The organism is Methylocystis sp. NC52PC (assembly GCF_055698645.1).
This window is the reverse complement of record NZ_CP170127.1, coordinates 3,334,843-3,357,089: the sequence shown is the minus strand read 5'-3', so window position 1 is coordinate 3,357,089 and position 22,247 is coordinate 3,334,843. Positions and strand designations below refer to the sequence as shown.

Here is a 22,247-nt window from a genome sequence, read left to right as displayed (position 1 = left end):
GGATCTGTGCGGCTCCCCGCGGCGTGCGGGGGCGATGGCGCCGCCGCGCCCGCCGCCCGTCCTCGCCTCCCGAAAAGCTGAAACTATACTTTAAGTCCGGCCCGTATTTTTGACACATCCTGGGCCGTAATTTATTTCAACGCAGATTTGTTCAAGGATAGCTGCAGCTTAGCCATTCAGCCAAGCGCCCGCTGCCCTCGTCTAGCAAAATAATATCGAGCAGGCGTCCGCAGTTCTGCTTCGAAACAGGCGGAATTTACTTGGGAACGATTACCCGATCCTCGGCGGCATACCGCATTCGTCCGATCGCCCGCCCGGCCTCCCTCGCCTCAGGCCAGCGCATCGGCGCCGCCGAGAAGCCAGGTTCACATCCACTGGCCTACCGACCGGAAATCGACGGCCTCCGCGCGCTGGCTGTCGTGCCCGTCATTCTGTTTCACGCTGGCTTCGACGTCGTCAAAGGAGGCTTCGTCGGCGTCGACGTCTTCTTTGTGATCAGCGGCTATCTGATCACCTCGATCATCATGACGGAATGGCTTGCGGGCCGCTTTTCGATCGTGAATTTTTACGAACGGCGCGTTCGCCGCATCATCCCGGCCTTGCTGTTCATGCTGGCGGCTACCCTGCCGGCGGCCTGGATTCTGCTGACCCCGCAGGAAATGACGGCCTTTTCGAAAAGCCTCATCTCCGTCTGCCTGTTCAGCTCGAACATCTTCTTCAGCGAGACGAGCGGCTATTTCGACTCCGCCTCGGAGCTGAAACCGCTGCTTCATACCTGGAGTCTGGCGGTCGAAGAGCAGTTCTATCTGTTCTTTCCGTTTCTTCTGACCCTGGCCTTGCCCAAGGGCGCGAGGCGAGCGGCTTACATGCTCATCGCCCTCGCCGTCGCCAGTCTGCTCTTGGCCGATTGGGCGTTGGCGAGATATCCCTCGGCCGCCTTTTACCTGCTGCCGACCCGAGCATGGGAATTGTTCATTGGGTCGCTTGCCGCTTTTTATCTGAGCGAACCGCGACCCCGCCCGAAAATCCTCGAGGAGCTTTTCGGCCTGTCCGGCCTGATGATGATCCTTTACGGCGTCTTTGCTTATGGCAGGCAAACGCCGTTTCCGGGCTTCTATGCGCTCACGCCGACGATCGGGGCGGCGCTCATCATCGTCTTCGCGAGGAGCCACACGCTCGTCGGCAAACTTCTCGGCGCGCGCGGCTTCGTTGCGGTCGGCCTCGTGAGCTATAGCGCTTACCTCTGGCATCAGCCTCTGCTCGCCTTCGCCCGCAATATCCATTTCGGGGGCCTGACGACGGTCTCGGCCGCCGCCGTCGTCCTCGCGACTTTTCCTATCGCCTACTTCTCTTGGCGCTTCGTCGAACGGCCGTTCCGGACGCGCGGCTTTCTCAATCGTCCGCAAGTCTTCTCCGCGAGTTTTTCCGCGGGCCTGCTTCTCCTGGCTTTCGGCGTCTCGGGCGTGCTCCACAAGGGCTTTGACGCGAGATATGACGAAGCCCGCAGAGAATTGCTGAGGCATTTCGACAATAGCCCGCCCGACTGGAGCTATTTCTCGGCCGAGAAAATTCCGGCGGAGTTCCGCCTGCAGTGCGATTTCTATGATTTCGAGTCCCACCGAGCCGGGCTCATCACCACGGCCCCGAAAAACGCCATTTCCGACGAATGCTTTGAACGGGATCATAAGTTTGCAAAGGCCGTTTTCATTTGGGGCGACAGCCACGCGCAGCAGCTCCATCCGGGCCTGAAGCGGGCGCTGCCGGACGACTGGCAGATCCTCCAGGTCGCGAGTTCGGGATGTACGCCGGGGCTCGCCTCAGCGGGGAGCGCCAGCCAATACTGTCAGCAGTCGAACTGGTTCGCTTTGGGTCAGATTGCGCGATCGAAGCCCGACGTCGTCGTCGTCGCCCATAATGGCGTGCACCCGCCGGAAACCATGTTCGACCTGGCGGATCATCTAAAAAAGATTGGCGCCAAAAAGGTTGTGTTCGTGGGTTCGGTCCCGCATTGGAAGCATCCGCTGCCTGTCGTCGTGGCGACAAGACTGTGGCCGCAAACGCCGAGATTCAGCTCGCTCGAATCCGACGATAAATTCATCTTCTATGACCGATATCTCAAAGAGAAGCTGTCCGGGGCGCCGTTCCAATATGTGAGCGCGATCGACGTGTTTTGTCGCGACGGCGGCTGCCTGACATATGTGGGAAACGACCGGACGGCGGGGCTCACCGCGGCGGATGACGCGCATCTGACCGTCGCCGCGTCAGAATATCTCGCAAGACAGTCTCTCGCCGCGGCGGTTGTCGCCGATCAGCCCACCCGACACGCGGGAAAATGACGCGCTCACGCGAGCCTAAACGGCCGGTCGGCCATGGACGGCTGCAAATCGATCCTTCAATTTCAGAAACGGCCGTTCGAAGCCCATATAGCTTGCCGCCGCCATCGCGAATGTCGCGGCGAACGCCACCGCCGTGAGCGCAACGCAAGCCGCCGCGCTTGCCGTTGACGGATCGACGCCAAAGCGCTCCAAAAGGTTGCCCGCCAGATAAATCCCAAAAACGTGGAAGACATACAGGCCGAAGCTGATCGTGCCTGCAAAGGTCGCCCAGCGCAGGCTCAAGACGCGGCCGAGAGGACGCCACGAATGCGCCAGCGCCACCAACGCCCCGCACATGATCGCCGCCGCCGGGAATACGAGAATCTGGCTCGTGGCGGATTGCTCCATGAGCGGGAGCGCAAAAAACCCCGACGCAGCTCCGAGGCCCGCGGCAAGGGCGTAAAGGGGCGGGATATCCTTGACGAAAATCGAGAGCAGCATCCCGAGAAGCACCGAGTCCGGGCGCAGGAAGGGCAACACCCACGCGGGCAGATAGCCAACGCCGGAGAGAACCGCGGCTATCCGCAGCAACGTGCACAAGCCCCACACGATCGCCGCGCCAATCAAGAAGCGACGGGTCCCATATTTTTGATAGGCCAGGAAAGCAAAGGGAATAACCAGATAGATCTGGAACTCGAAACTCAGCGTCCACAATTGCGGGCTGAAGGGAATGGGGGAGTAGCCGTCGAAGGCCGTGACAAGGTTGTCCGCCCCCGCCATTAATCCGACCAGACGAAAGATTGCGTCTTTCGAATAGGCGCCTGTCCAGATGATCATGGCGGCGGGGAAGGCGGCCATGAGCGGGTAAATCCGCAGGAAGCGACGAAGATAAAAACGCTTCACATCGATAAAGCCGGCCTTGCGGACCTCGGCCTCGAACAAGTGAAAAAACAGAAAGGCCGAGATGACGAAAAACAGCTCGACGCCCACCCATCCCCGTTTCTGGAAAGCCTCCATGCCCAGAAAAGCCATTGAGACGGGAAGATGGTGGATAAAGACGGCGAGGAAAGCCAAGAGCCTCAGGCCATCCAAAGACGAAATATACAGCAGCCCCGTTTCGTTGGTTTGGGGAGCCGCGCGCAGTCTCTCGAGCATTATACGCAAGCGCCTGTAGAGAACCTTGAACCATTCGCAGAGAAGGCGCTTTCCGCCGATTTGCAAGCTTGATGTTAGCGCATCGTCGCCCCGGGAGCCACCGGGCGTTCCGGCGTCAATCTGAGCTTATCCATGCCGGGGAGCGTGAACGTAACATTATTGGAGAGCTTGACTTTGACGAGGATGCTATCGTTACGCTTCGACAAATCCTCTCGCCGCCGTAAAGACAGCGGGACGAAATCACGACTGTGAGGAACGATGGGTTCTGAGGGAACCGCAGTTCACGCCACTTCGCGCGTCGGCTCAGGCGTTCGCCTGGGGCGGAACGTGCAGATCGGCCCCTTTTCCTTTCTCGACGGCGACATGTCGGTCGGCGAGGGCGCGCGTCTTTGCGGCGGCGTCGTCTTTGACGGCGGGCTGAGGATCGGCGCCCATTGCCATATCGAGCCGGGCGTCACGTTGACTCGCGGCGCGAAGACCTCCAGCGGCGCGGCGCCGGTGGTGATCGAGGACAGGGTCTATATTGGCGCCGGCAGCGTCCTGTCGGAAGGCGTGCGGATCGGGATGGGCGCCCGGATCGCGGCGGGGACCGTCGTCACGCGCGACGTTCCGCCTTACGCCCTCGTCAGCGGCAATCCGGCCGTGATCGAGGGCTACGTCCAATCCGAAGCGCAGGGGCCGATTCCGGAATTGGGCGCAAGTCCCCAAAGGACGGTCGGCGCGCATCGCTGCTCCGTTACGGGCGTCGCGATCTACAATCTGCGCCGTCACGAAGATTTGCGCGGGGCCTTGTGCGCGGGGGAGTTCCCGCGCGACATCCCTTTCCAGCCCAAGCGTTATTTCCTTGTCTTCGACGTGCCGTCGTCCGAGACGCGCGGCGAGCACGCCCATCGCGTCTGCGAGCAATATCTGACCTGCGTCAACGGATCGATCGCCGTCGTCGTCGACGACGGCCGGCACAGAGAGGAAATCACGCTGGACCATCCGACCCAGGGCCTTTACATCCCCCCCGGCGTGTGGGGCATTCAATATAAGTTTTCCTCCGACGCGGTGCTGCTCGTCTTTGCCTCGCACGAATACGACCCCGCCGATTACATTCGTAATTATTCAGAGTTTCTTGCAGAGCGGGGCGTGAGCCGGTGATACCATTCCTCGACGTCAAGGCGGCCTATACGGAACTCAAGGGCGAGATCGACCAAGCGATCGCCCGCGTCCTCGACTCGGGCCATTACATTCTGGGCGAGGAAGTCGCAGCGTTCGAAGCTGAATTCGCAGCCTATGCCGGCGCGGCGCATTGCGTTGGCGTGGGCAACGGGCTCGACGCGTTGACGCTCGCCTTCAAGGCTCTGGACATTGGCCCGGGCGACGAGGTCATCGTTCCGTCCAACACCTATATCGCCACCTGGCTCGCGGTCTCCTCATCCGGCGCAACGCCTGTGCCCGTCGAGCCCGACCCCGTCACCCATTGCCTCGATCCGGATCGTGTGGCGGCCTCGGTCACGGAGCGCACCCGCGCGCTTTGCCCCGTGCATCTTTACGGACATCCCGCCGATCTTCCCAGGCTCAAGGAAATCTGCGCCCGCTACGGCCTCAAGATGGTCGAGGACGCCGCGCAGGCCCATGGCGCGCGGATTGGCGAACGACGGATTGGCGGCGACGGCGATGTCGTCGCCTGGAGTTTCTATCCCGGCAAAAACCTGGGCGCGCTCGGCGACGGCGGCGCGGTGACGACAAATGACGCCGACGTCGCGAAACGGATCGCGATGCTGCGCAATTATGGGTCGTCGGTCAAATATGTGAACCTCGAGAAGGGTATGAACAGCCGCCTCGACCCGCTTCAGGCGGCCATCCTGCGGGTCAAGCTTCCCTATCTCGACGCGTGGAACGGCCGCCGCCAGGAGATCGCCCGGCGTTACGAGGCGGGCCTCGCGGGTCTGCCGATTGGCCTGCCCTCGAGCGCGCCGGGCATGACTCACGCCTGGCATCTTTATGTCGTCACCTCGCCGAAGCGCGACCTCTTGCAGGAGCGGCTCGCGACAAGCGGCGTGGGGACGCTCGTGCATTACCCCATTCCGCCGTTTCGGCAGCAAGCCTATGGCGAGATGGCTCCCCTTGCGCAGAAATGGCCGGTCGCCGACCGCCTTGCAAAGGAAGCGCTAAGTCTGCCCATGGGACCGCATCTGAGCTTCGACGATGTCGACCGGGTGACCGTCGCACTGCGCGCGGCCGTGGCGGAAAGCTGAAGAAGGGCGCCAGAGCACAGATGAAATCGGTCTCCATTCTCATCCCTGCCTACAAGCCGTCGCATTTCCGCATGTGCCTGACGAGCGCCATCGCCCAGAGCTGGGAGAACAGGGAGATCATCGTTTCGGACGATTGCCCGACCGACGCCATTCAAAACATCGTCTCGGAGTTCAGCGCGCATGTGACCTATCTGCGCAATCCGAGTCCGGGCTGCTGGGGGATCAACAATCTGCAGCATCTCATGTCGGTCGCGCAGGGCGATTACATCAAGTTCCTCTTCGACGACGATATTCTGCACCCGTTTTGCACCCAGTATCTCGTGGAGGCGCTGGAGGCGGCGTCCGACAGGAACGCGACGCTCGCCTTTTCGCCCCGCCGAACCATCGATAATGAAAATCACCCGATCGAGCTCATCAACCCCTTCGGGATCGCGTCGACGACGGTCATCGACGGTCGCGACATCCTCCGGCAAATGGCGCGGACTCTGCTGAACCAGATCGGGGAATTCACCACCGTGCTGTTCAGGAAGCAGGATCTCGTCGAGCCGGACGGAAGCGTCGCCTTCATGACAATCGACGGGACGCTGTGTCCCGGCCTCGCCGACGTCGCCGTCTTCGCCCATCTCTGCGCGAAGGGGAATGCCGTCGTCACGCCCGACACGCTGTCTTATTTCCGCGTCCATCCCGCCTCGAACAGCAATCCGGACAAGAACGGCAACTGGCCCAATCTGATCACCGATTGGCGTCTGGTCATCGACCTCGCCGCTAGGAAGGGCGTCATCGACGCCGCCGAACTCTACGCCGCCTACGCCCATCTCGTCGGCCACATAAAAGCCTGGCGTCACGCCTACCCGGAATTCGGCGCGGCCTTCGATCGGGCTCTGACGGATATTGCCGTCGCGGCGCCGACGCTTGCGATCAGCCCGAGGGAGCAAAGCGCATTAGCGGCCGCGGCCCGCGGCTCGGAGGCGCAACGCAAGGGCTTCCTGTCGCGATTACGCGACATCGTCCCCTGACGTTTTAGAGCGCGCCCGCATGTTCATCCATCCCTTGTCCGATTGTCAGTCCGTCTCGATCGGCCCCGGCAGCCGAATCTGGCAGTTCTGCGTCATCCTGCCGGGCGCGCGCATTGGGGCCGGCTGCAACGTCAACGCCCACTGCTTCGTCGAGAACGACGTGGTGATCGGCGACAATGTGACGGTAAAAAGCGGCGTCTATCTCTGGGACGGCGTGCGGCTCGAGGACAATGTCTTCGTCGGCCCGAACGTCACCTTCACCAATGACATGTTCCCGCGTTCCAAGGCCTATCCCGAGAAATTCGCCCGGACGATCGTCCGGCGCGGCGCCTCGATCGGCGCTGGCGCGACCATATTGCCGGGCGTGGAGATTGGCGAAGAGGCGATGGTCGGCGCCGGAACCGTCGTTTCCAGCAATGTGCCGCCGCGGGCGGTCGTCGTCGGCAATCCGATGCGCATTTTGCGTTACCTGGATTGACGCTTTAGCTCGGACGGCGCGGGGAGGGGCGCCTTTTGACTTCATCGGCGGTCGCCCCCTAGAATCCGTGAGAGCCTGCCGATGTGCGGCTCCCTGCGGCAGGTCACGTTGGCGCCGTAAGGCGGGCGCATGATGCGCGAACGAAAATCCGGTTGAAAAATCTCCTCGGCTGATTACGAAGGAGGCGAGAGTTTTCGCCTCTGACGGGGCAATGACCGAAGCGGCGTCGGCCGCTCCTTCGGGGAAACAAGAGGTTGAAATGACGGCTCGCATCTATCGTCAGTCGCCGAGCGTGACCCAGTCCGGTCCGGGACCGGAGAAGCCCTGGCGTCTCGTGTTCGACCCCGAACTGCCGCGCTCCATTGAACCGCTGATGGGCTGGACCAGCTCGGGGGACATGAAACAGCAGATCCGCTTGCGTTTCGCCACCAAGGAGGAGGCGGTGGCCTACGCCGAGCGCGCGGGCCTTCCCTATCGGGTCGAGGAGCCCAAGCCCGACAACGCGTCCCGCCGCACCGCGTCATACGCGGACAATTTCAAGACGACCCGCATCGGTTTGTGGACGCATTGAGAGACGCCCTCCTGGCCCCGTAGCTCAGCCGGATAGAGCAACCGCCTTCTAAGCGGTAGGTCGCAGGTTCGAATCCTGCCGGGGTCGCCAGCGTGATTCGCGCCGTCGCCGCCGCCGTGGGCAAGGGCGGAGAACAGGGATGACGCGCCTATCCGCGAAGGATCGACGCCTGCGGTCCAGATTGGAAGGGAAGGGCGAGGATGCAGCTTCGTGTCGCGGTCTCCATCGTCGCCTTGGGGCTTGCGTTTGTCCTGGCTCCCGCGCCGGGCGAAGCGCAAGGACTGCTCGAATTCCTTTTCGGACCCGATCCGACGCCGCAGCAGGCTGCGCCGCCGCCGGCGCCTCGCCGCGCCAGGGTGCAGGGGACGGTCGGCTTCGCCAAGCGGGAGGGGGCGCCGGCCGGCTCGGGCTTTGCATCCGATCCGAGGGCCGGCGGCTTTTGCGTGCGAACCTGCGACGGCTACTTTTTTCCGCTGATCAAATCGACCCGCGCGACGCGCCAGCAGTCGTGCGAACTCGCCTGTCCCTCGGCCGAGATGGACGTTTACGACGGCTCGACGATCGAGAGCGCGCGCAACCGCAAGGGACAGCGCTATTCGGCGATGCCGCGCGCCTTCGCCTTCCGCGACCGCGCGTCGGGCGCCTGCGCCTGCAACGACCCCAGAACCTCCGAGGCCTATTTCGAACGAACGGCGAAGGACGATCCGACTCTGCAGAACGGCGACATTCTCGTGGAGACGGACGGCGCCCTCGTCTACAGCGGCTCGAAACTCGTGCCGCTCAGCGCCGCCGCCATGTCGTCCAACGCGCGCGATCGGCTGCGCGCCATGCTCCGCCGCAACCCGGCGGCGACGCCCGCCCTCACCGGGACCATCGCGCCGGCGCCGCCCGCGCTCGAGGTCAGCAAGGACGATCCGACGGGGAGCACGGCCCCGCAGCAGGCGACGCCCTAAAATTCCGGCTTTACAGAGAGCCGAGGCGCGGCTATCCCGCCAGGGCCTTGCATGACAGTTTTGTGACGGGCGAATTCACGAGCCCGAGTCGGGCGGAGGGGGCAAATGCTGTCTTGGTTTCAGGCCCTGATGCCGCGCGAAGAAGGTTTCTTCGACCTCTTCGAACGACATGCGGAGACCCTCGTCGCGGGGGCCGGGGCGCTGCGCCAGTTGCTCGACGGCGGGAACGGCTATCTGGGCTGCTGCCAGGAAATCCGCCGGCAGGAACACGCCGCCGACGACATCACCCGCGAGGTGCTGCTCGCCGTCCGCCGCACCTTCATCACGCCTTTCGACCGTAGCGACATTCGCGATCTCATCGTCGCGATGGACGACACCATCGACCAGATGCACCAGACGGCGAAAGCCACGCAGCTCTACGAATTCCACGAATTCGACGCCTCGATGCGGCGCATCGGCGACATCATTGTCCAATCGGCGGAAATGACGCGGGACGCGCTGCCGCTGCTGCGCGCGATGCGTCAGAACGCCGCCAAGCTCAACGCCTTCAGCGAGGAGATCACCCGCATCGAGGACGAAGCCGACGCCCTGCACGACCAGGGGCTCAAGGAGCTGTTTCGCCTGCATCGCACGAGCGATCCCATGGCCTTTGTCGTCGGCTCGGAGATTTATGGCCACCTCGAAAAGGTGGTCGACGGGTTTGAGGATGTCGCCAATCGGGTGACCGGCATCGTCATCGAGCACAGCTGAGGAGACGAGGCGTGGCCGAGCTCCCGCTCTCTCTCTTCGCGCTCATCGGCGTCGCGCTGGCCTTCGACTTTCTCAACGGCTTGCACGACGCCGCCAATTCCATCGCCACCATCGTCTCGACGCGCGTGCTGCGGCCGCACTACGCCGTGTTCTGGGCGGCGTTTTTCAACTTCGTGGCGTTTCTGTTCTTCGGCCTCCATGTTGCGCAGACGGTCGGGGCCGGCATCATCTCGCCGCAGATCGTCGACGATAAGGTGATCTTCGGCGCGCTGATGGGCGCCATCTCCTGGAACCTCATCACCTGGGCCCTCGGCATCCCCTCGTCGAGCTCGCATGCGCTGGTCGGCGGCCTCGTCGGCGCGGGCGTCGCCAAGACCGGAACGAGCGCCATCGTCTGGAGCGGCCTCATCAAGACCGGCTCGGCCATTGTGCTTTCGCCGGCGCTCGGCTTCGTGCTGGCGCTGCTGCTGATCCTCGCCGTCTCGTGGATTTTCGTGCGCAGCTCGCCGCTTGCCGTGGATACGCTGTTTCGCTCCCTGCAATTTCTTTCTGCTTCGCTTTACTCGCTCGGGCACGGCGGCAATGATGCCCAGAAGACGATGGGCGTCATCGCCGTGCTGCTTTATTCGCACGGCGTCTATGGCGGCGAGTTCCATGTCCCTTTCTGGGTGGTGCTGACGTGCCAGGCGGCGATGGGGCTGGGCACGCTCTTCGGCGGCTGGCGAATCGTGCACACCATGGGCTCCAAGATCACCCGGCTGACCCCAATGCAAGGCTTCTGCGCCGAGACTGGCGGCGCGATCACCCTATTTCTCGCCACGGGTCTCGGCATTCCGGTGTCGACGACGCACACCATCACCGGCGCGATCGTCGGCGTCGGCGCGGCGCGGCGGGTCTCGGCGGTCAGGTGGAGCGTCGCCAAGGATATCGTCGTGGCCTGGATCGTAACCATGCCGATGTCGGCTTTCATCGCCGCGGCTTTCTACACCGGCGCGAGTTTCTTTGGATGAAGCAGGCGAAGAAGGCGCCGAAAGCAAAGAAAAAGAGCGACCGGCCTTTAACGCCCCGTCTCCAATACGCAGCCCTGCCGTGGCGCGTGACGGAGGAGCATGGCGTCGAAATCCTCCTCGCCACCTCGCGCGACACGAAACGCTGGGTCATTCCCAAAGGCTGGCCGATGAAGGGTCGTAAGCCCCATATCGTCGCCGCCATCGAGGCGCAGCAGGAGGCGGGCCTTCACGGCAAGGTCGAGAAATCCAAGCTCGGCGAGTTCGAATATGAAAAGCGGATGAAAGGCGGCGGCTTCGTCGACTGTCGCGTCGAGGTCTACGCGCTGCGGGTGGAGGCCCAGCGCAAGAAATGGCCCGAAAAAGGCCAGCGGGTGACCTATTGGTTTCCCTATGCGGTCGCGGCCGAACAGGTGGACGAACCAGACTTGCGCGACCTCATGCTGGCCTTCGGGAAGTCGGCGAAACGATAGCGGGGCGATTGAGTCCCGCCCCTCATTCCGCAGGCCCCGACAGGCAGTCTCGCAGGCGCGCGAACCCTGCCTCCAGGTCTTCCTTGAGATCCGCGACATCCTCGAGGCCGATCGAGAAGCGCAGCGCCGGGCCTTCGGGCGCCCAGCGCGTCGCGGTCCGATACGGGGCGCAGTTGAAGGGGAGGACGAGGCTCTCGTAGCCGCCCCAGGAGAAGCCGATCCCGAACAGCTCGAGCCCGTCGACGAAGGCCTCGGCCGCCTGCTTTGGCGTCGGCTTCAAAATGATCGAAAAGACCCCCGAGGAGCCGGAAAAGTCCCGCTTCCACAGCGCGTGGCCGGGATGGCTCGGCAAGGCCGGATGCAGCACCCGCGCGACTTCCGGGCGCGCTTCGAGCCATTGCGCGACGTCGAAGGCGGCGCGCCCCTGTTCCTTGAGCCGCAGCGCCATGGTCCGCATGCCGCGCAAGGCGAGGGAGGCGTCGTCAGGGCTCGCGCCCATGGCGAAGAGATTGAACGTGTGACGCAGCCGCTTCGCCCATTTGGCGTTGGCGGAGACGAGGCCGAGAAGAATGTCCGAATGGCCGGAGAGATATTTGGTGCCGGCTTCAATCGCGAGGTCGCAGCCGCGCTCATGGGGCGGGAAGAGGAGAGGCGTCGCCCAGGTGTTGTCGATGATGACGCAGACGCCGCGCGCGCGCGCCGCCGCGGCGATGGCGGGGACGTCCTGGATCTCCATGCTTTGGGACCCCGGCGACTCCATGAGCACCGCCGTGGTCTCCTCCCGGATCAAGCCGGCGACGTCGGAGCCGATCGTCGGATCGTAATATTCCGTCGTCACGCCAAAGCGCGCGAGGAAGCCGTCGCAGAACGCGCGAGTCGGCGAATAGGCCGAATCGGTCACGAGAAGATGCGCGCCGGCCTTGGTCGCGGTGAGCAAAGCGAGCGCGATTGCGGCGAGCCCCGAAGGGACGAGCGCCGTATCGGCCGCTCCAGCGATCTCGCTCCACGCCTCTTCGAGCGCGCGGGTGGTGGGCGTGCCCTTGGTTCCGTACGTGTAAGGCTGGCGTAATCCTTCCAGATCCGCCACGGTCGGGAACAGCACCGTCGAGCCGCGGTAGACGGGCGGATTGACGAAACCGAAATGCTCGAAAGGGGCGCGGCCCGCCTGCGTCAGCAGCGTCGCCATTCGCCTTTTCGATTTGCCGCCTTCGTCGCTCGCCATTGTCTTCCGTCCACGCGCCGCCTGCGCAAAAACTAATCTAGAGGCGCTTCGAATACGAGCGCGGCGACACGCGTTATCCCCCACCGGCGGCTTGGTCCGGCCGCGTCGGCGGCGCCTGCGCCAGGAGCCGGGAGCTGCGCAAGTGGTTGATTTTCGTCGAAAGCGTCCCAATTTCACAAGCAGGGTTCGGATAATGAAGGACGAAGGCCATGCCGACCGGAACGCAGAAAACCATCCCCCCTGACGCCCTGATCGCCGCGCTGTTTTTGCCGCTTCTCTTTCTTGTGCTTTTTTACCTTCACCTGAATGATTACACCCCAGCTGGGGTCCTCGGCAGCTTCGCCCAATTCGCCGGTCTCTAGACGCTAAACCGCGAGGCAAACCCGCGGGCCGTCGCGAGAATGCGCCGCCCGCGGCGGTCCGGGCGGTCGGCCGCTGTTTTGCGAGGCCGGAAAGCCCTTGCCATCCAATGGCCGGAGTTGTGAGATTTGACGCGCACGCCCCTTTGGTTTTCGAGCGCCAGCCAGCCGAGCCCGTCGATGATCGCCCGACGCTTTTTTCTCGCGGTCGCCCTGCCGATCATGCTTGCGCTCGCGGGGCAGGGCGCCAGCGCGCAGACGGACCTGGGGCCGACTCTCACGCAAGTGCTGCGGCGGGGCTATCTCTCCTGCGGCGTCACGGAGACGGCGGGCTTCGCCCAGCCCGACGCAGGGGGCGTCTGGCGCGGTTTCGACGTCGATCTCTGCCGCGCCGTTGCGGCGGCGATTTTCGACGACCCGGCCAAGGTGCGGTTTCTCGGCCTCGGCGCGAAAGACCGCGTCTCCTCCTTGCAGTCTGGCTGGGTGGACCTGCTCGCCAGCGCCGCGCCCTGGACGCAGTCGCGCGACGCTCAGCGCATCGTCTATGCGGGCGTCTCTTTCTACGACGGGCAAGGCTTCCTGGTCCGCCGTCAACGCAGCTTCGCCTCGGCGCAGGATCTGGCCGACGTCGCGGTCTGCGTTCAGCAGGGCACGTCGCACGAACTGGAGCTCACCGATTTTTTCCGCGCGCGCAAGACGCCCTACGCCCCAAAGCTTTTCCCGACATTCGAGGAGGCCGCCGCGGGCTACGCCAAGAGCCAATGCGATGCGCTCACGGCCGACGTTTCGACTCTCTACGCGGTTCGGGCGAAGCTAGCCGATCCTGACGAGCACGACGTTCTCCCCGACCTTCTGACCAAGGCGCCGCATAGCCCCATCGTGCGGCAAGGGGACGACCAGTGGCTGGCGGTCGTGCGCTGGGCGCTGTTCGCGATGATCGACGCCGAAGAGCTGCGGGTCTCCATGGCCAATGTCGACGCCGCGTTGAAGTCGGAAGACCCGCGCATCCGCTATCTGCTGGGCGTCGAGGGCGATCGCGGCGCGGGCCTCGGCCTTTCCGGCGACTGGCCCTATCGCATCATCAAGCATGTCGGCAATTACGCGGACGTTTTCGAGCGCAATCTCGGCCAAGCCTCGCCGCTCGGCATGGAGCGGCGCGTGAACGCGCTGTGGACCAAGGGCGGGCTGATGTATGCGCCGGCGGTGAGATAGGCGGCGAGAGACCTCTAGCTTCAGATCCTCACCCGCGCCCACCACTCTGTGAGGGCCTCGCGGGAGGGCGCCACGTCTTCGGCGAGCGGGCCGGCGAAGCGCCGCCATTCCTCGCGGAAATGCGGCGAGACCGCCGCAATGACGGGAATCCGCGCCGTCATCGCCGCCCGGAAGGCGTCGCAAAGTCCGCCGCGCTCGGCTTCCTGCTTGGAGAATTTGCTGACGACGATCAGATCGGCGCCCGCGCGCGCCGCGCGCTCGACGGCGGCGCAGGCCAGCGCCAGCTCGCCGGCGTCGAGATTGCAGGCGACCGACCCTGGCCCAAGGTCCTGCGAGATCACAAACTCGGCTTCGGACGCGACGTCGCGCAGGAAGATGCGCGACCGGCCCGAGGCGTCCGCGCCGCGCATCTGGGTCACGCCGCCGACGCGCAGGCCGGTCTCGGCCATCTCGAGGGCGAAACGCCGCATCAGTGACTGCACCATTTCGCTCTCTTGGGCGGGGAGGGCGGCGATTGGGGTGGGAGGCAGGCGGTCGCGTTCCATCAGGACCCCTTTTTCTTAGGCGTTTCAGCGCCGCAGGCCTTTGGCGGGCGCCGCGCCGGCACTTGTTTTGTATCGGACGAAACCGATTTTATAGTATCGTTACGAACAAGCGACGTGAACATCCGTGGCCGATGACCACAAACAGGCGCCAGCGACGCGTCCGGCAGGCAAGGACAGCGCCATAGACGCCTTCCTCGACAAGGCGCGCGGAGTCTCCGAGCCGAGCGCCCGGGGCCGGCTGATCTTCGCGCTCGACGCCACCATGAGCCGCCAGCCGACCTGGGACGTGGCGCAATCCATTCAGGGCGAAATGTTTCGAACGACCGCCCGGCAAGGCGGCCTCGACGTGCAGCTCGTTTATTTCCGCGGCTTCAGCGAGTGCCGGGCGTCCCGCTTCGTCTCGCAGGGCGACGGGCTCGGCGCGCTGATGGCCCGCATCTCCTGCCAGGCCGGCAAGACGCAGATCGGCCGCGTCCTGAGCCACGCCCTGGACGAGACGCGCGCACGGCGGGTGGGCGCGCTCGTCTATGTCGGCGACGCCATGGAGGAGAACCTCGACCATCTCGCCGCTCTTGCGGGGGAGCTCGGGCTCCTCGGGCTCAAGGCCTTCCTGTTTCAGGAGGGCGACGATCCGACGGTCAAGGCCGCCTATCGCGAGATTGCGCGCCTGACCGGCGGCGCTTACGCCGCCTTTGATCTTTCCGCGCCGCGGCGGCTCGCGGAACTGCTCGGGGCCGCCGCCGCTTATGCCGTAGGGGGCCTGCCGGAACTCGAAAAACGCGCGGGGCGGGGCGAAGCCGCCGCGCAGCTGCTGCTGTCGCAGATGGGGTCACGATAAGCCATGCCTGTCCTCTTGGGAATTTTCGCGCTTGCACTGGGGCTTTATGCGCTCAATGCCTACACGCGGGTCTCCCCCGCGTTTCTCGCGCGGCTGATCAGGCGGGGCGGCGGGTTTTTCCTGATGGCGGTCGGCGGGCTGCTTCTGGCGCGCGGGCGCCTCGACTTCGGCCTTGGCCTCGCCGCCGCCGGACTGTGGCTGATGGGGCTCGGATCGCGCGCCGGCATGCGCAATGTCGGCGCGGGCGGGGGTGGCGTCTCGCGCGTCCGCTCGGCCATGATCGAGATGGAGCTCGATCACGCCACCGGCGCGATCCGCGGCATGATTCTCGTCGGCAAGGACGAGGGCAAGCGGCTCGACGCCTTGACCCGGCCGGCGCTGCTCGAGCTCTACAACATCTGCCTGCGCGACGACCCGGACGGCGCGCGCCTGCTAGAGGCGTATATGGACCGCCGCTTTACCGGATGGCGTGCGGCAGGCGATCCGCACCGTGACGCGGGGAGCGGCGGCGAAACGCGCGCGCGTCGCTCGGGCACGATTACCGAGGATGAAGCCTACGAAATCCTCGGGCTGAAAAAGGGCGCGGCGGCCGCCGACATCGCGCGGGCCCACCGCGATCTGATGAAGAAGCTTCATCCAGACCTTGGCGGGACGACGGATCTGGCTGCGCGGGTAAATGAAGCTAAGGACGTCCTGATGCGGCGCCACCATTAGGCGGCGGCGCGCGGGTTCGTCATGATCCCAGGTCGCGGACATGGCGGAGGCCCTTAGTTCTTCGTCGTGAAGCAGGCGAAGCCGGATTTTTTCAGAGCCTTGCAGGCCGACTGCGCGCTTTGTTCCTCGAGGCCGGCGAAGCGGGCGCGCCAGAGCGTCTCATTGCCTTTCTGCACCTTCTCCGTGAAGGCCCGCGCCGTGGGCGGAAATCCTTGAAGCTGGCTGCGGGCGCGCGAGAGCAGCTGGTTGGCCTTGTCCGGGTCCTCGGCGGCGCCGATCTGGATCATCCAACCGGGCCGGTTCGGCCGCGCCGCGTCGGCCTTGGCGACGCTGGTGGTCGAGCGGATCGCGGACGGCGTGGTCGTGGCGACGGTGATCTCCTTGCCTTTGGCGGCGCGGCTCGACGTCGAGCCGTCAATGGCGAGTTGCTGCTTGGCGGCGTCCTTGCCGTGTCCCTTTTTCGCGACGGGCTCTTCGACGACCCGCTTCTGAACGCCGGAGACGAACGCCGGGCGAATTTGCGCGGGCTTTTCGGCGGCCGGCCTTTCGATGGCTTTCTCCCGCAGCGGAACCGCGACAGCCGGCACGGGAGCGGAATCGGCGTGACGCAATGCGCGGGGAGCGACGGTTCCGACCTCATCCGGATCGGTCGCCGGCTCATCGGCGTAAGCGAGCCGCTCGGGCTGGCGCGCGACCGCCGGCTCGGCGACAGGTTCGGCGACGGCGACGCGACGCTCGGCCGGACGCTCAATTGCCGCCGGCGCCTCGGCGACCTCATCCGCGGCGGCGTTGTCCTCGGTGATCGCCGCCGCCGTGCGCACGGACGAGCCGCCGCCGATGTGCTGCTCGATCAGATTCGCCATGATGTGGTCGCGGCCGGCAGCCGTGGCGCCGCCCATGACGACCGCGACGATATGATGATTGCCGCGCCGGACCGAGGTCAGCAGATTGAAGCCAGACGCGCGGGTGTAGCCGGTCTTGATCCCGTCCATGCCCTCGACGCGGCCGAGCAGATGGTTGTGGTTGCCGTGCAGCGCGCCATTGTAGGCGAAGCTGTGGATGGAGAAATAGCGATAGTAGCGGGGGAAGCGGTCCTGAATCGCCCGGCCCAGAACCGAGAGGTCATAGGCCGTGGTGATCTGGGCCGGGTCAGGCAGGCCCGAGGCGTTGGCGTAATGCGTGTTGCGCATGCCGAGCGCATGCGCTTTCCGGGTCATCATCTGCGCGAAGCTGCGCTCGTCGCCGCCAATATTCTCGGCGATGGCGCAGGCGATGTCGTTTGCGGACTTGGTGACGACCGCCTTGATGGCGTTCTCGACGCTGATCGTCTCGCCCGGCTGCAGGCCGAGTTTGGAGGGAGCCTGGGCGGCAGCATGGGCGGAAATCATCAGCGGCGTATCGAGCCGCAGACGGCCTTTCTCCAGCTGCTCGAACAGCAGGTAAAGCGTCATCACTTTGGTCACTGACGCCGGGTGACGCAGCTCGTGTTCATTCCGGGCGTAGAGCGTCTCGCCACTGTTGCCGTCGACGACAATGGCCGCAAAACCGCGATGCTCGCCGATGATCTCGCCGCCGCCGCCCGAGGTTGACGCGGAGAAGCGGTGGCTGCGCTCGTGGCGGGCATAGACGCGATGGTGGGAGAAGTGATGGTGGAAAGCGTGATAGGACCGATGGCCGTGACGGCGCGCTTCGGCGGGGATCGCCGTGACGGCGATGAAAGCCATGATGGCCGCGAAGATCGCGGCGAGAGAGCGGGGCAGAGCCAGGCGGTCCAGCAAACTCGATTTCGACATTGGTACGCGCCCCTTACGGAACTGGCACTGGCGTGGGCGACAAGCTGAAGGCCACAGTCGCAAAAACGCTACAGTTCTTCAGGGTAAGAGAATGCGGTTACTCAGGGGTTAAGCTTTTCTGTAAATCTGACGCGGGTTTTTGCGCCGCAACAATTCTGTTGACGAAGTTTTGTGCAGCGCATATATTTTCAATGTTAGCCGGCGCGTACGCCGCGCCGCCAGGGGGCGGCGTAACGAGGATTCCGCGCCATTATTAAGAGGACGAATCCCATGGTCGCCAATTTCGATAGCGTGCAGCAGATCGGAAAAGAGCAGTTCGAGGCTGTTTCCGCAGCCGCTGCGGCGGTCACGAAGGGCTGGCAGAGCATTGCGGCCGAGACGACCGACTATTCCAAGAAATCGTTCGAGAAGAGCCGTCTGCTTGCTGAAAAGCTTATTGCGGTGAAGAAGATGGATGAGGCCTTCGCGCTTCAGACCGACTTCGCCAAGACCGCCTACGAGGATTTCGTCGCCGAGGCGAGCAAGATCGGCGAGCTTTACGCCTCCATCGCCAAGGATGTCTTCAAGCCGTTCGAGTCGGTGACGAAGACCTTCACGCCGGCCGAGTAACACAATCGGCGCCCTTTCGTCCGGGGCGGCGCCAGCGGATTTCAGCCCGGCGAGGGAAGCCTCGCCGGGCTTCGCTTTTTGGCAGGCCCGAGATGCGAGACAGACCTTGGCGGGAGGCTCGTGAGGCCAAGTGTCTGTGAAGGCCCAAGTGTCTGTGAAGGCCCAAGTGTCTGAGGCGCTTGCCGAAGCCCCTCATGCTGAGGAGCCGCCGAAGGCGGCGTCTCGAAGCAGCAGGGGCGTCCGCCGCTATTTCTCCGTTTTCCGCGCCTGTGGACGCGCGAACTCTATTGTTTCGGCTGGTCCCGCAAGTCATTAGACTCCTGGCATGAGCGCGGGAAACGCTGGCTTCGTCCACCTCCATCTCCACACCGCTTTTTCGCTCCGCGAGGGGGCGCTGACGATCGGCAAGCTGATCGATCTCGCCGCGCGGGACGAACAGGCGGCGCTCGCCGTCACCGACACCAATAATCTCTTCGCGGCCTTGGAATTTTCCGAAAAGGTGGCCAAGGCCGGCATTCAGCCCATCGCCGGCGTGCAGCTGCGCGTGGATTTCGGCGACGCGAAGACCTCCGGCCCGGCGGGGCGCGACGAGGGCAAGGGCAATATCGTCCTGCTCGCCAAGTCCGAGACCGGCTATCTCAATCTCATGCGCGTCGCCTCGCGCGCCTATCTCGACACCGCGGCGGGCGACGAACCCCATGTGACGCTCGCGGTGCTGGCCGAAGACGCGGCCGAGCTGATTGCGCTCACCGGCGGGCCCGACGGGCCGCTCGACCGCATGTTTGCGGCAGGGCAGGCGGAGATCGCCAAGGCGCGGCTGGAGACGCTGCTCGGCTTGTATGGCGATCGACTCTATGTCGAACTCCAGCGCCACAAGCTTCCGATCGAGCAGGAGGTCGAGCCGCAACTTCTCGACCTGGCCTATCGCCGGGGCGCGCCGCTGGTCGCGACCAACGAGCCTTATTTTGCCGCGCGCGGCGATTTCGAGGCCCATGACGCGCTGCTCTGCATCGCAGAGGGCACGGTGACGAGCGTCGCCGACCGGCGCCGGGTGACGCCCGAGCATTATTTCAAGACGCGCGGCGAGATGCGCGCGTTGTTCGCGGATCTCGAGGAAGCCACGGCCAATACGATCGAAATCGCGCGCCGCGTCAGCTTCCGCCCGAAGACCCGCAAGCCGATCATGCCGCGCTTCTTGAGCGACGCGCCGGACGATCGCTCCTTGACCGAGGTGGAGGCCGCGGAGCTTCGCCGCCAGGCGACCGAGGGGCTCATGGCGCGGCTCGCGGCCCACGGCCCGGCCGAGGGTTTCACCCGCGACGACTATTCGGCCCGCCTCGACTTCGAGCTCTCGACGATCGAGAAGATGGGGTTTCCCGGCTATTTTCTGATCGTCTCCGATTTCATCAAATACGCCAAGGCGCAGGGGATTCCGGTGGGGCCGGGGCGCGGCTCGGGCGCGGGCTCGCTCGTCGCCTATGCGCTGACCATCACCGATCTCGACCCGCTGCGCTTCGGGCTTTTCTTCGAGCGCTTCCTCAATCCCGAGCGCGTGTCGATGCCGGACTTCGACATCGACTTCTGCCAGACGCGGCGCGGGGAGGTGATCGACTATGTCCGCGACCGCTACGGGGCCGACCGGGTGGCGCAGATCATCACCTTTGGCTCCTTCCTCGCCCGCGGCGTCCTGCGCAGCGTCGGCCGCGTGCTCGAAATGCCGCTCGGCCAGGTCGACAAGCTCGCCAAGCTCGTGCCCCAGAACCCGGCGAAGCCCGTAACGCTCGCGGAAGCCCTCGCCGGCGAGCAGAAGCTGAGAGAGGCCGCCGAACAGGACGAGCGGGTGGCGCGGCTCTTCAAAATCGCCGGGGCGCTCGAAGGACTCTATTCCAACGCCTCTACTCACGCCGCCGGCGTGGTGATTGGCGATCGGCCGCTGCACGAGGTGACGCCGCTCTACCGCGACCCGAAATCCGACATGCCGGCGACCCAGTTCAACATGAAATGGGTGGAGCCTGCGGGCCTCATCAAATTCGACTTCCTGGGCCTGAAGACCCTGACGGTGCTGGCCATGGCGGGCCAGCTCGCCCGCCGCCGCGATCCGGACTTCGACCTCGCCAAGGTTCCGCTCGACGACAAGGAAACCTACGCCATGCTCGGGCGCGGCGAGACCGTGGGCGTGTTCCAGCTTGAAAGCGCCGGCATGCGCAAGGCGCTGGTGGAGATGCACGCCGATCGCTTCGAGGACATCATCGCCCTCGTCGCGCTCTACCGGCCGGGCCCGATGGCCAATATCCCCACTTATTGCGCGGTCAAGCTCGGCGACGAGGAGGCGGATTACTACCACCCGAAGATCGAGCCCATTCTGAAGGAGACCTTCGGCGTCATCATCTATCAGGAACAGGTGATGCAGATCGCCCAGGTGCTCTCCGGCTACACGCTGGGCGAAGCCGACATGCTCCGCCGCGCCATGGGCAAGAAGATCAAGGCCGAGATGGACGCCCAGCGCGAACGCTTCGTCAAAGGCGCGGTCGAGCGGGAGGTGAAGGCCGATCGCGCCAATTTCATCTTCGACCTGCTCGCCAAATTCGCCGACTACGGGTTCAACAAGTCGCACGCCGCAGCCTATGCGCTGATCGCCTATCAGACCGCCTGGTTCAAGGCCCATTATCCGGCGGAGTTCCTCGCCGCCTCCATGACCTTCGACAAGAGCCAGACCGACAAGCTGGCCGAGTTCCGGGACGAGGCGCGCCGGCTCGGCATCGCCGTCGAACCGCCGTCGATCAAGCGCTCGGGCGTCGATTTCGACGTCGCTCCCGGCGCCGAGGGCCAGCTCACGATCCGCTATGCGCTCTCCGCCATCAAGGGCGTCGGCGAGGGGCAGGCTGAATCGATCGTCCGCGCGCGCGGCGACCGCCCCTTCACGAGCCTCTCGGACTTCGCGCGCCGGATCAATCCACGCGAAGTGAACAAGAAGGTGCTCGAAAATCTCGCCGCCTGCGGGGCCTTCGACGAGCTGGAGCCCAATCGCGCCCGCGCCTTCGCCGCCATCGAGGCCGTCCTCGCCACCGCCAACCGCCATGCCGAGGACCGCAAGGCCGGGCAGAACGCCCTCTTTGGCGAGGCCGAGGCGGACGACCTCGTGCTGCCCAAGGTCCCGCATTGGTCGGCAGGGGAGAGGCTGCGGCGCGAGTATGAAGCGGCGGGGTTCTTCCTCTCCGGCCACCCGCTCGATTCCTATGCGAGCCTCCTACCCAAATTGAGAGTGTCGCGATGGGCGGAATTCGTCCTTGACGTGAAGAAAGGCGCCACCGCCGGGCGGCTCGCGGCGGTGGTTCTGGACCGCGCCGAGCGCCGCACCAAGTCCGGCTCCAAGATGGGCATCGTCCAGCTCTCGGACACGTCTGGCCAGTACGAGGCCATTCTCTTCCAGGAGGGGCTCAACCAGTATCGCGACGCGCTGGAGAAGGGCGCAGCGGTTCTGATCACGCTTTCCGCCGCGGTCGAGGGCGACGACGTGCGCGCCCGCATCGTCACAGTCGAGCCGCTGGCTGCCGCCGCGTCCCGCGCGCATCGCGGTTTGCGGGTCATCGTCGGGGATCAGGAGCCGATCAGCGGGATCAAGAGCAAGATTGTTGGAAAGGGGGAGGGCGAAGTCTCCGTCCTGATCAGGCGGGAGATTGCGCCCGAAGAGATCGAAATTCGTCTGCCTGGCGGCTATCCGGTCACTGCCGAGATCGCCGCCGCCCTCCGGGAGATCCCGGGCGTGCTGGAGGTCGAATATCTTTGATCATCCTTTGCATGAAGTTCATGCTCTAGAAGAAGTTTAAGTCACAAACTATTGTTTTTAAAGCGGATAAATATCTTGATCCTCTTTCTCAAGTCCCCGCAGCTAAATATTGCGTTGCGTGCGGCGTTCCACGGTCGGCGGGGATCCTAAGATCGCCCGCGCCGGCGCCGGGGGCAACGCGGTCGGTACGGCCTTTCATGGATTGGT

At 64.6% G+C, this 22,247-nt stretch carries 20 protein-coding genes and 1 tRNA gene; 17 read left to right on the top strand and 4 right to left on the bottom strand.

The genetic code is table 11. From position 1 onward, the window contains the following. Positions 1 to 260: 260 nt before the first annotated feature. Entirely contained in the window at positions 261 to 2,336 is a 2,076-nt protein-coding gene (locus tag ACETII_RS18355; RefSeq protein ID WP_472786469.1) for an acyltransferase family protein, read from the top strand. A gap of 15 nt (positions 2,337 to 2,351) precedes the next feature. Here the strand turns inward: ACETII_RS18355 and ACETII_RS18350 are convergent, their stop codons facing one another. After that, the gene (locus tag ACETII_RS18350; protein WP_472786468.1) at positions 2,352 to 3,470 is read right to left on the bottom strand and encodes an acyltransferase family protein; all 1,119 of its coding nucleotides are present in this window, start codon (positions 3,468 to 3,470) and stop codon (positions 2,352 to 2,354) included. A 327-nt stretch (positions 3,471 to 3,797) separates the two neighbouring features. Between ACETII_RS18350 and ACETII_RS18345 the strand changes: the two genes are divergently transcribed. From ACETII_RS18345 to ACETII_RS18300, 10 genes are all read left to right on the top strand, one after another. Further along, positions 3,798 to 4,613, top strand: coding sequence for a WxcM-like domain-containing protein (locus ACETII_RS18345; protein ID WP_472786467.1), 816 nt, complete (start codon positions 3,798 to 3,800; stop codon positions 4,611 to 4,613). Further along, on the top strand, positions 4,610 to 5,713 hold the full coding sequence (locus tag ACETII_RS18340) for a DegT/DnrJ/EryC1/StrS family aminotransferase (protein ID WP_472786466.1): 1,104 nt from the start codon (positions 4,610 to 4,612) through the stop codon (positions 5,711 to 5,713). Before ACETII_RS18345 ends, ACETII_RS18340 begins: the two co-directional genes overlap by 4 nt. A 20-nt stretch (positions 5,714 to 5,733) precedes the next feature. Beyond that, entirely contained in the window at positions 5,734 to 6,729 is a 996-nt protein-coding gene (locus ACETII_RS18335; RefSeq protein ID WP_472786465.1) for a glycosyltransferase family 2 protein, read from the top strand. 19 nt (positions 6,730 to 6,748) lie between these two features. Next, positions 6,749 to 7,207 carry an acyltransferase gene (locus tag ACETII_RS18330; RefSeq protein WP_363348426.1) on the top strand — a complete coding sequence of 153 codons (459 nt, stop codon included), beginning with the start codon at positions 6,749 to 6,751 and terminating at the stop codon, positions 7,205 to 7,207. Between the two features lie 259 nt (positions 7,208 to 7,466). Further along, positions 7,467 to 7,778, top strand: coding sequence for an ETC complex I subunit (locus ACETII_RS18325; RefSeq protein ID WP_363348424.1), 312 nt, complete (start codon positions 7,467 to 7,469; stop codon positions 7,776 to 7,778). A gap of 13 nt (positions 7,779 to 7,791) precedes the next feature. Beyond that, positions 7,792 to 7,868: transfer RNA gene (locus tag ACETII_RS18320), tRNA-Arg, on the top strand. A gap of 110 nt (positions 7,869 to 7,978) precedes the next feature. Next, on the top strand, positions 7,979 to 8,731 hold the full coding sequence (locus tag ACETII_RS18315; RefSeq protein ID WP_472786464.1) for a DUF2865 domain-containing protein: 753 nt from the start codon (positions 7,979 to 7,981) through the stop codon (positions 8,729 to 8,731). A 105-nt stretch (positions 8,732 to 8,836) separates the two neighbouring features. Continuing rightward, the gene (locus tag ACETII_RS18310; RefSeq protein ID WP_363348419.1) at positions 8,837 to 9,481 is read left to right on the top strand and encodes a DUF47 domain-containing protein; all 645 of its coding nucleotides are present in this window, start codon (positions 8,837 to 8,839) and stop codon (positions 9,479 to 9,481) included. Between the two features lie 11 nt (positions 9,482 to 9,492). Further along, positions 9,493 to 10,491 (top strand): inorganic phosphate transporter, encoded by a 999-nt coding sequence (locus ACETII_RS18305; RefSeq protein WP_472786463.1) that lies wholly within the window; start codon positions 9,493 to 9,495, stop codon positions 10,489 to 10,491. Further along, on the top strand, positions 10,488 to 10,961 hold the full coding sequence (locus ACETII_RS18300; RefSeq protein WP_363348414.1) for an NUDIX hydrolase: 474 nt from the start codon (positions 10,488 to 10,490) through the stop codon (positions 10,959 to 10,961). Before ACETII_RS18305 ends, ACETII_RS18300 begins: the two co-directional genes overlap by 4 nt. 22 nt (positions 10,962 to 10,983) lie before the next feature. On the opposite strand, the gene metC is transcribed toward ACETII_RS18300, so the two are convergent. After that, the gene (metC, locus tag ACETII_RS18295) at positions 10,984 to 12,183 is read right to left on the bottom strand and encodes a cystathionine beta-lyase (protein ID WP_472786462.1); all 1,200 of its coding nucleotides are present in this window, start codon (positions 12,181 to 12,183) and stop codon (positions 10,984 to 10,986) included. Positions 12,184 to 12,392: 209 nt separating this feature from the next. Between metC and ACETII_RS18290 the strand changes: the two genes are divergently transcribed. Together ACETII_RS18290 and ACETII_RS18285 are read left to right on the top strand one after the other, a co-directional pair. Continuing rightward, on the top strand, positions 12,393 to 12,545 hold the full coding sequence (locus ACETII_RS18290; RefSeq protein WP_363348410.1) for a hypothetical protein: 153 nt from the start codon (positions 12,393 to 12,395) through the stop codon (positions 12,543 to 12,545). A gap of 177 nt (positions 12,546 to 12,722) precedes the next feature. Beyond that, positions 12,723 to 13,754, top strand: a complete 1,032-nt coding sequence (locus tag ACETII_RS18285) for an amino acid ABC transporter substrate-binding protein (RefSeq protein ID WP_472788189.1) — start codon at positions 12,723 to 12,725, stop codon at positions 13,752 to 13,754. Between the two features lie 20 nt (positions 13,755 to 13,774). Here the strand turns inward: ACETII_RS18285 and ACETII_RS18280 are convergent, their stop codons facing one another. Continuing rightward, positions 13,775 to 14,299 carry a DUF2478 domain-containing protein gene (locus tag ACETII_RS18280; protein WP_363348406.1) on the bottom strand — a complete coding sequence of 175 codons (525 nt, stop codon included), beginning with the start codon at positions 14,297 to 14,299 and terminating at the stop codon, positions 13,775 to 13,777. 124 nt (positions 14,300 to 14,423) lie between these two features. Here ACETII_RS18280 and ACETII_RS18275 point away from each other — a divergent pair, with 124 nt between their 5' ends. Both ACETII_RS18275 and ACETII_RS18270 read left to right on the top strand, forming a co-directional pair. Further along, positions 14,424 to 15,137 carry a VWA domain-containing protein gene (locus tag ACETII_RS18275; RefSeq protein WP_472786461.1) on the top strand — a complete coding sequence of 238 codons (714 nt, stop codon included), beginning with the start codon at positions 14,424 to 14,426 and terminating at the stop codon, positions 15,135 to 15,137. 3 nt (positions 15,138 to 15,140) lie between these two features. Next, positions 15,141 to 15,851, top strand: coding sequence for a DnaJ domain-containing protein (locus ACETII_RS18270; RefSeq protein WP_472786460.1), 711 nt, complete (start codon positions 15,141 to 15,143; stop codon positions 15,849 to 15,851). A gap of 53 nt (positions 15,852 to 15,904) precedes the next feature. Here ACETII_RS18270 and ACETII_RS18265 read toward each other — a convergent pair whose 3' ends face one another. Beyond that, positions 15,905 to 17,644, bottom strand: a complete 1,740-nt coding sequence (locus ACETII_RS18265; RefSeq protein WP_472786459.1) for a serine hydrolase — start codon at positions 17,642 to 17,644, stop codon at positions 15,905 to 15,907. A 270-nt stretch (positions 17,645 to 17,914) separates the two neighbouring features. Here ACETII_RS18265 and ACETII_RS18260 point away from each other — a divergent pair, with 270 nt between their 5' ends. Together ACETII_RS18260 and dnaE are read left to right on the top strand one after the other, a co-directional pair. After that, the gene (locus tag ACETII_RS18260) at positions 17,915 to 18,253 is read left to right on the top strand and encodes a phasin family protein (protein WP_363348398.1); all 339 of its coding nucleotides are present in this window, start codon (positions 17,915 to 17,917) and stop codon (positions 18,251 to 18,253) included. A 325-nt stretch (positions 18,254 to 18,578) separates the two neighbouring features. Then, on the top strand, positions 18,579 to 22,040 hold the full coding sequence (gene dnaE / locus ACETII_RS18255) for a DNA polymerase III subunit alpha (RefSeq protein WP_472786458.1): 3,462 nt from the start codon (positions 18,579 to 18,581) through the stop codon (positions 22,038 to 22,040). Positions 22,041 to 22,247: the final 207 nt, after the last annotated feature.

Bases quoted from the DNA above. Each gene is read 5' to 3' on its own strand.
- ACETII_RS18330 (WP_363348426.1), top strand. From the start codon at position 6,749: ATGTTCATCCATCCCTTGTCCGATTGTCAGTCCGTCTCGATCGGCCCC.
- metC (WP_472786462.1), bottom strand. From the start codon at position 12,183: ATGGCGAGCGACGAAGGCGGCAAATCGAAAAGGCGAATGGCGACGCTG.
- ACETII_RS18290 (WP_363348410.1), top strand. From the start codon at position 12,393: ATGCCGACCGGAACGCAGAAAACCATCCCCCCTGACGCCCTGATCGCC.
- ACETII_RS18300 (WP_363348414.1), top strand. From the start codon at position 10,488: ATGAAGCAGGCGAAGAAGGCGCCGAAAGCAAAGAAAAAGAGCGACCGG.
- ACETII_RS18270 (WP_472786460.1), top strand. From the start codon at position 15,141: ATGCCTGTCCTCTTGGGAATTTTCGCGCTTGCACTGGGGCTTTATGCG.
- ACETII_RS18315 (WP_472786464.1), top strand. From the start codon at position 7,979: ATGCAGCTTCGTGTCGCGGTCTCCATCGTCGCCTTGGGGCTTGCGTTT.
- ACETII_RS18280 (WP_363348406.1), bottom strand. From the start codon at position 14,299: ATGGAACGCGACCGCCTGCCTCCCACCCCAATCGCCGCCCTCCCCGCC.
- ACETII_RS18265 (WP_472786459.1), bottom strand. From the start codon at position 17,644: ATGTCGAAATCGAGTTTGCTGGACCGCCTGGCTCTGCCCCGCTCTCTC.
- ACETII_RS18335 (WP_472786465.1), top strand. From the start codon at position 5,734: ATGAAATCGGTCTCCATTCTCATCCCTGCCTACAAGCCGTCGCATTTC.
- ACETII_RS18285 (WP_472788189.1), top strand. From the start codon at position 12,723: ATGATCGCCCGACGCTTTTTTCTCGCGGTCGCCCTGCCGATCATGCTT.
- ACETII_RS18310 (WP_363348419.1), top strand. From the start codon at position 8,837: ATGCTGTCTTGGTTTCAGGCCCTGATGCCGCGCGAAGAAGGTTTCTTC.
- dnaE (WP_472786458.1), top strand. From the start codon at position 18,579: ATGAGCGCGGGAAACGCTGGCTTCGTCCACCTCCATCTCCACACCGCT.
- ACETII_RS18260 (WP_363348398.1), top strand. From the start codon at position 17,915: ATGGTCGCCAATTTCGATAGCGTGCAGCAGATCGGAAAAGAGCAGTTC.
- ACETII_RS18325 (WP_363348424.1), top strand. From the start codon at position 7,467: ATGACGGCTCGCATCTATCGTCAGTCGCCGAGCGTGACCCAGTCCGGT.
- ACETII_RS18350 (WP_472786468.1), bottom strand. From the start codon at position 3,470: ATGCTCGAGAGACTGCGCGCGGCTCCCCAAACCAACGAAACGGGGCTG.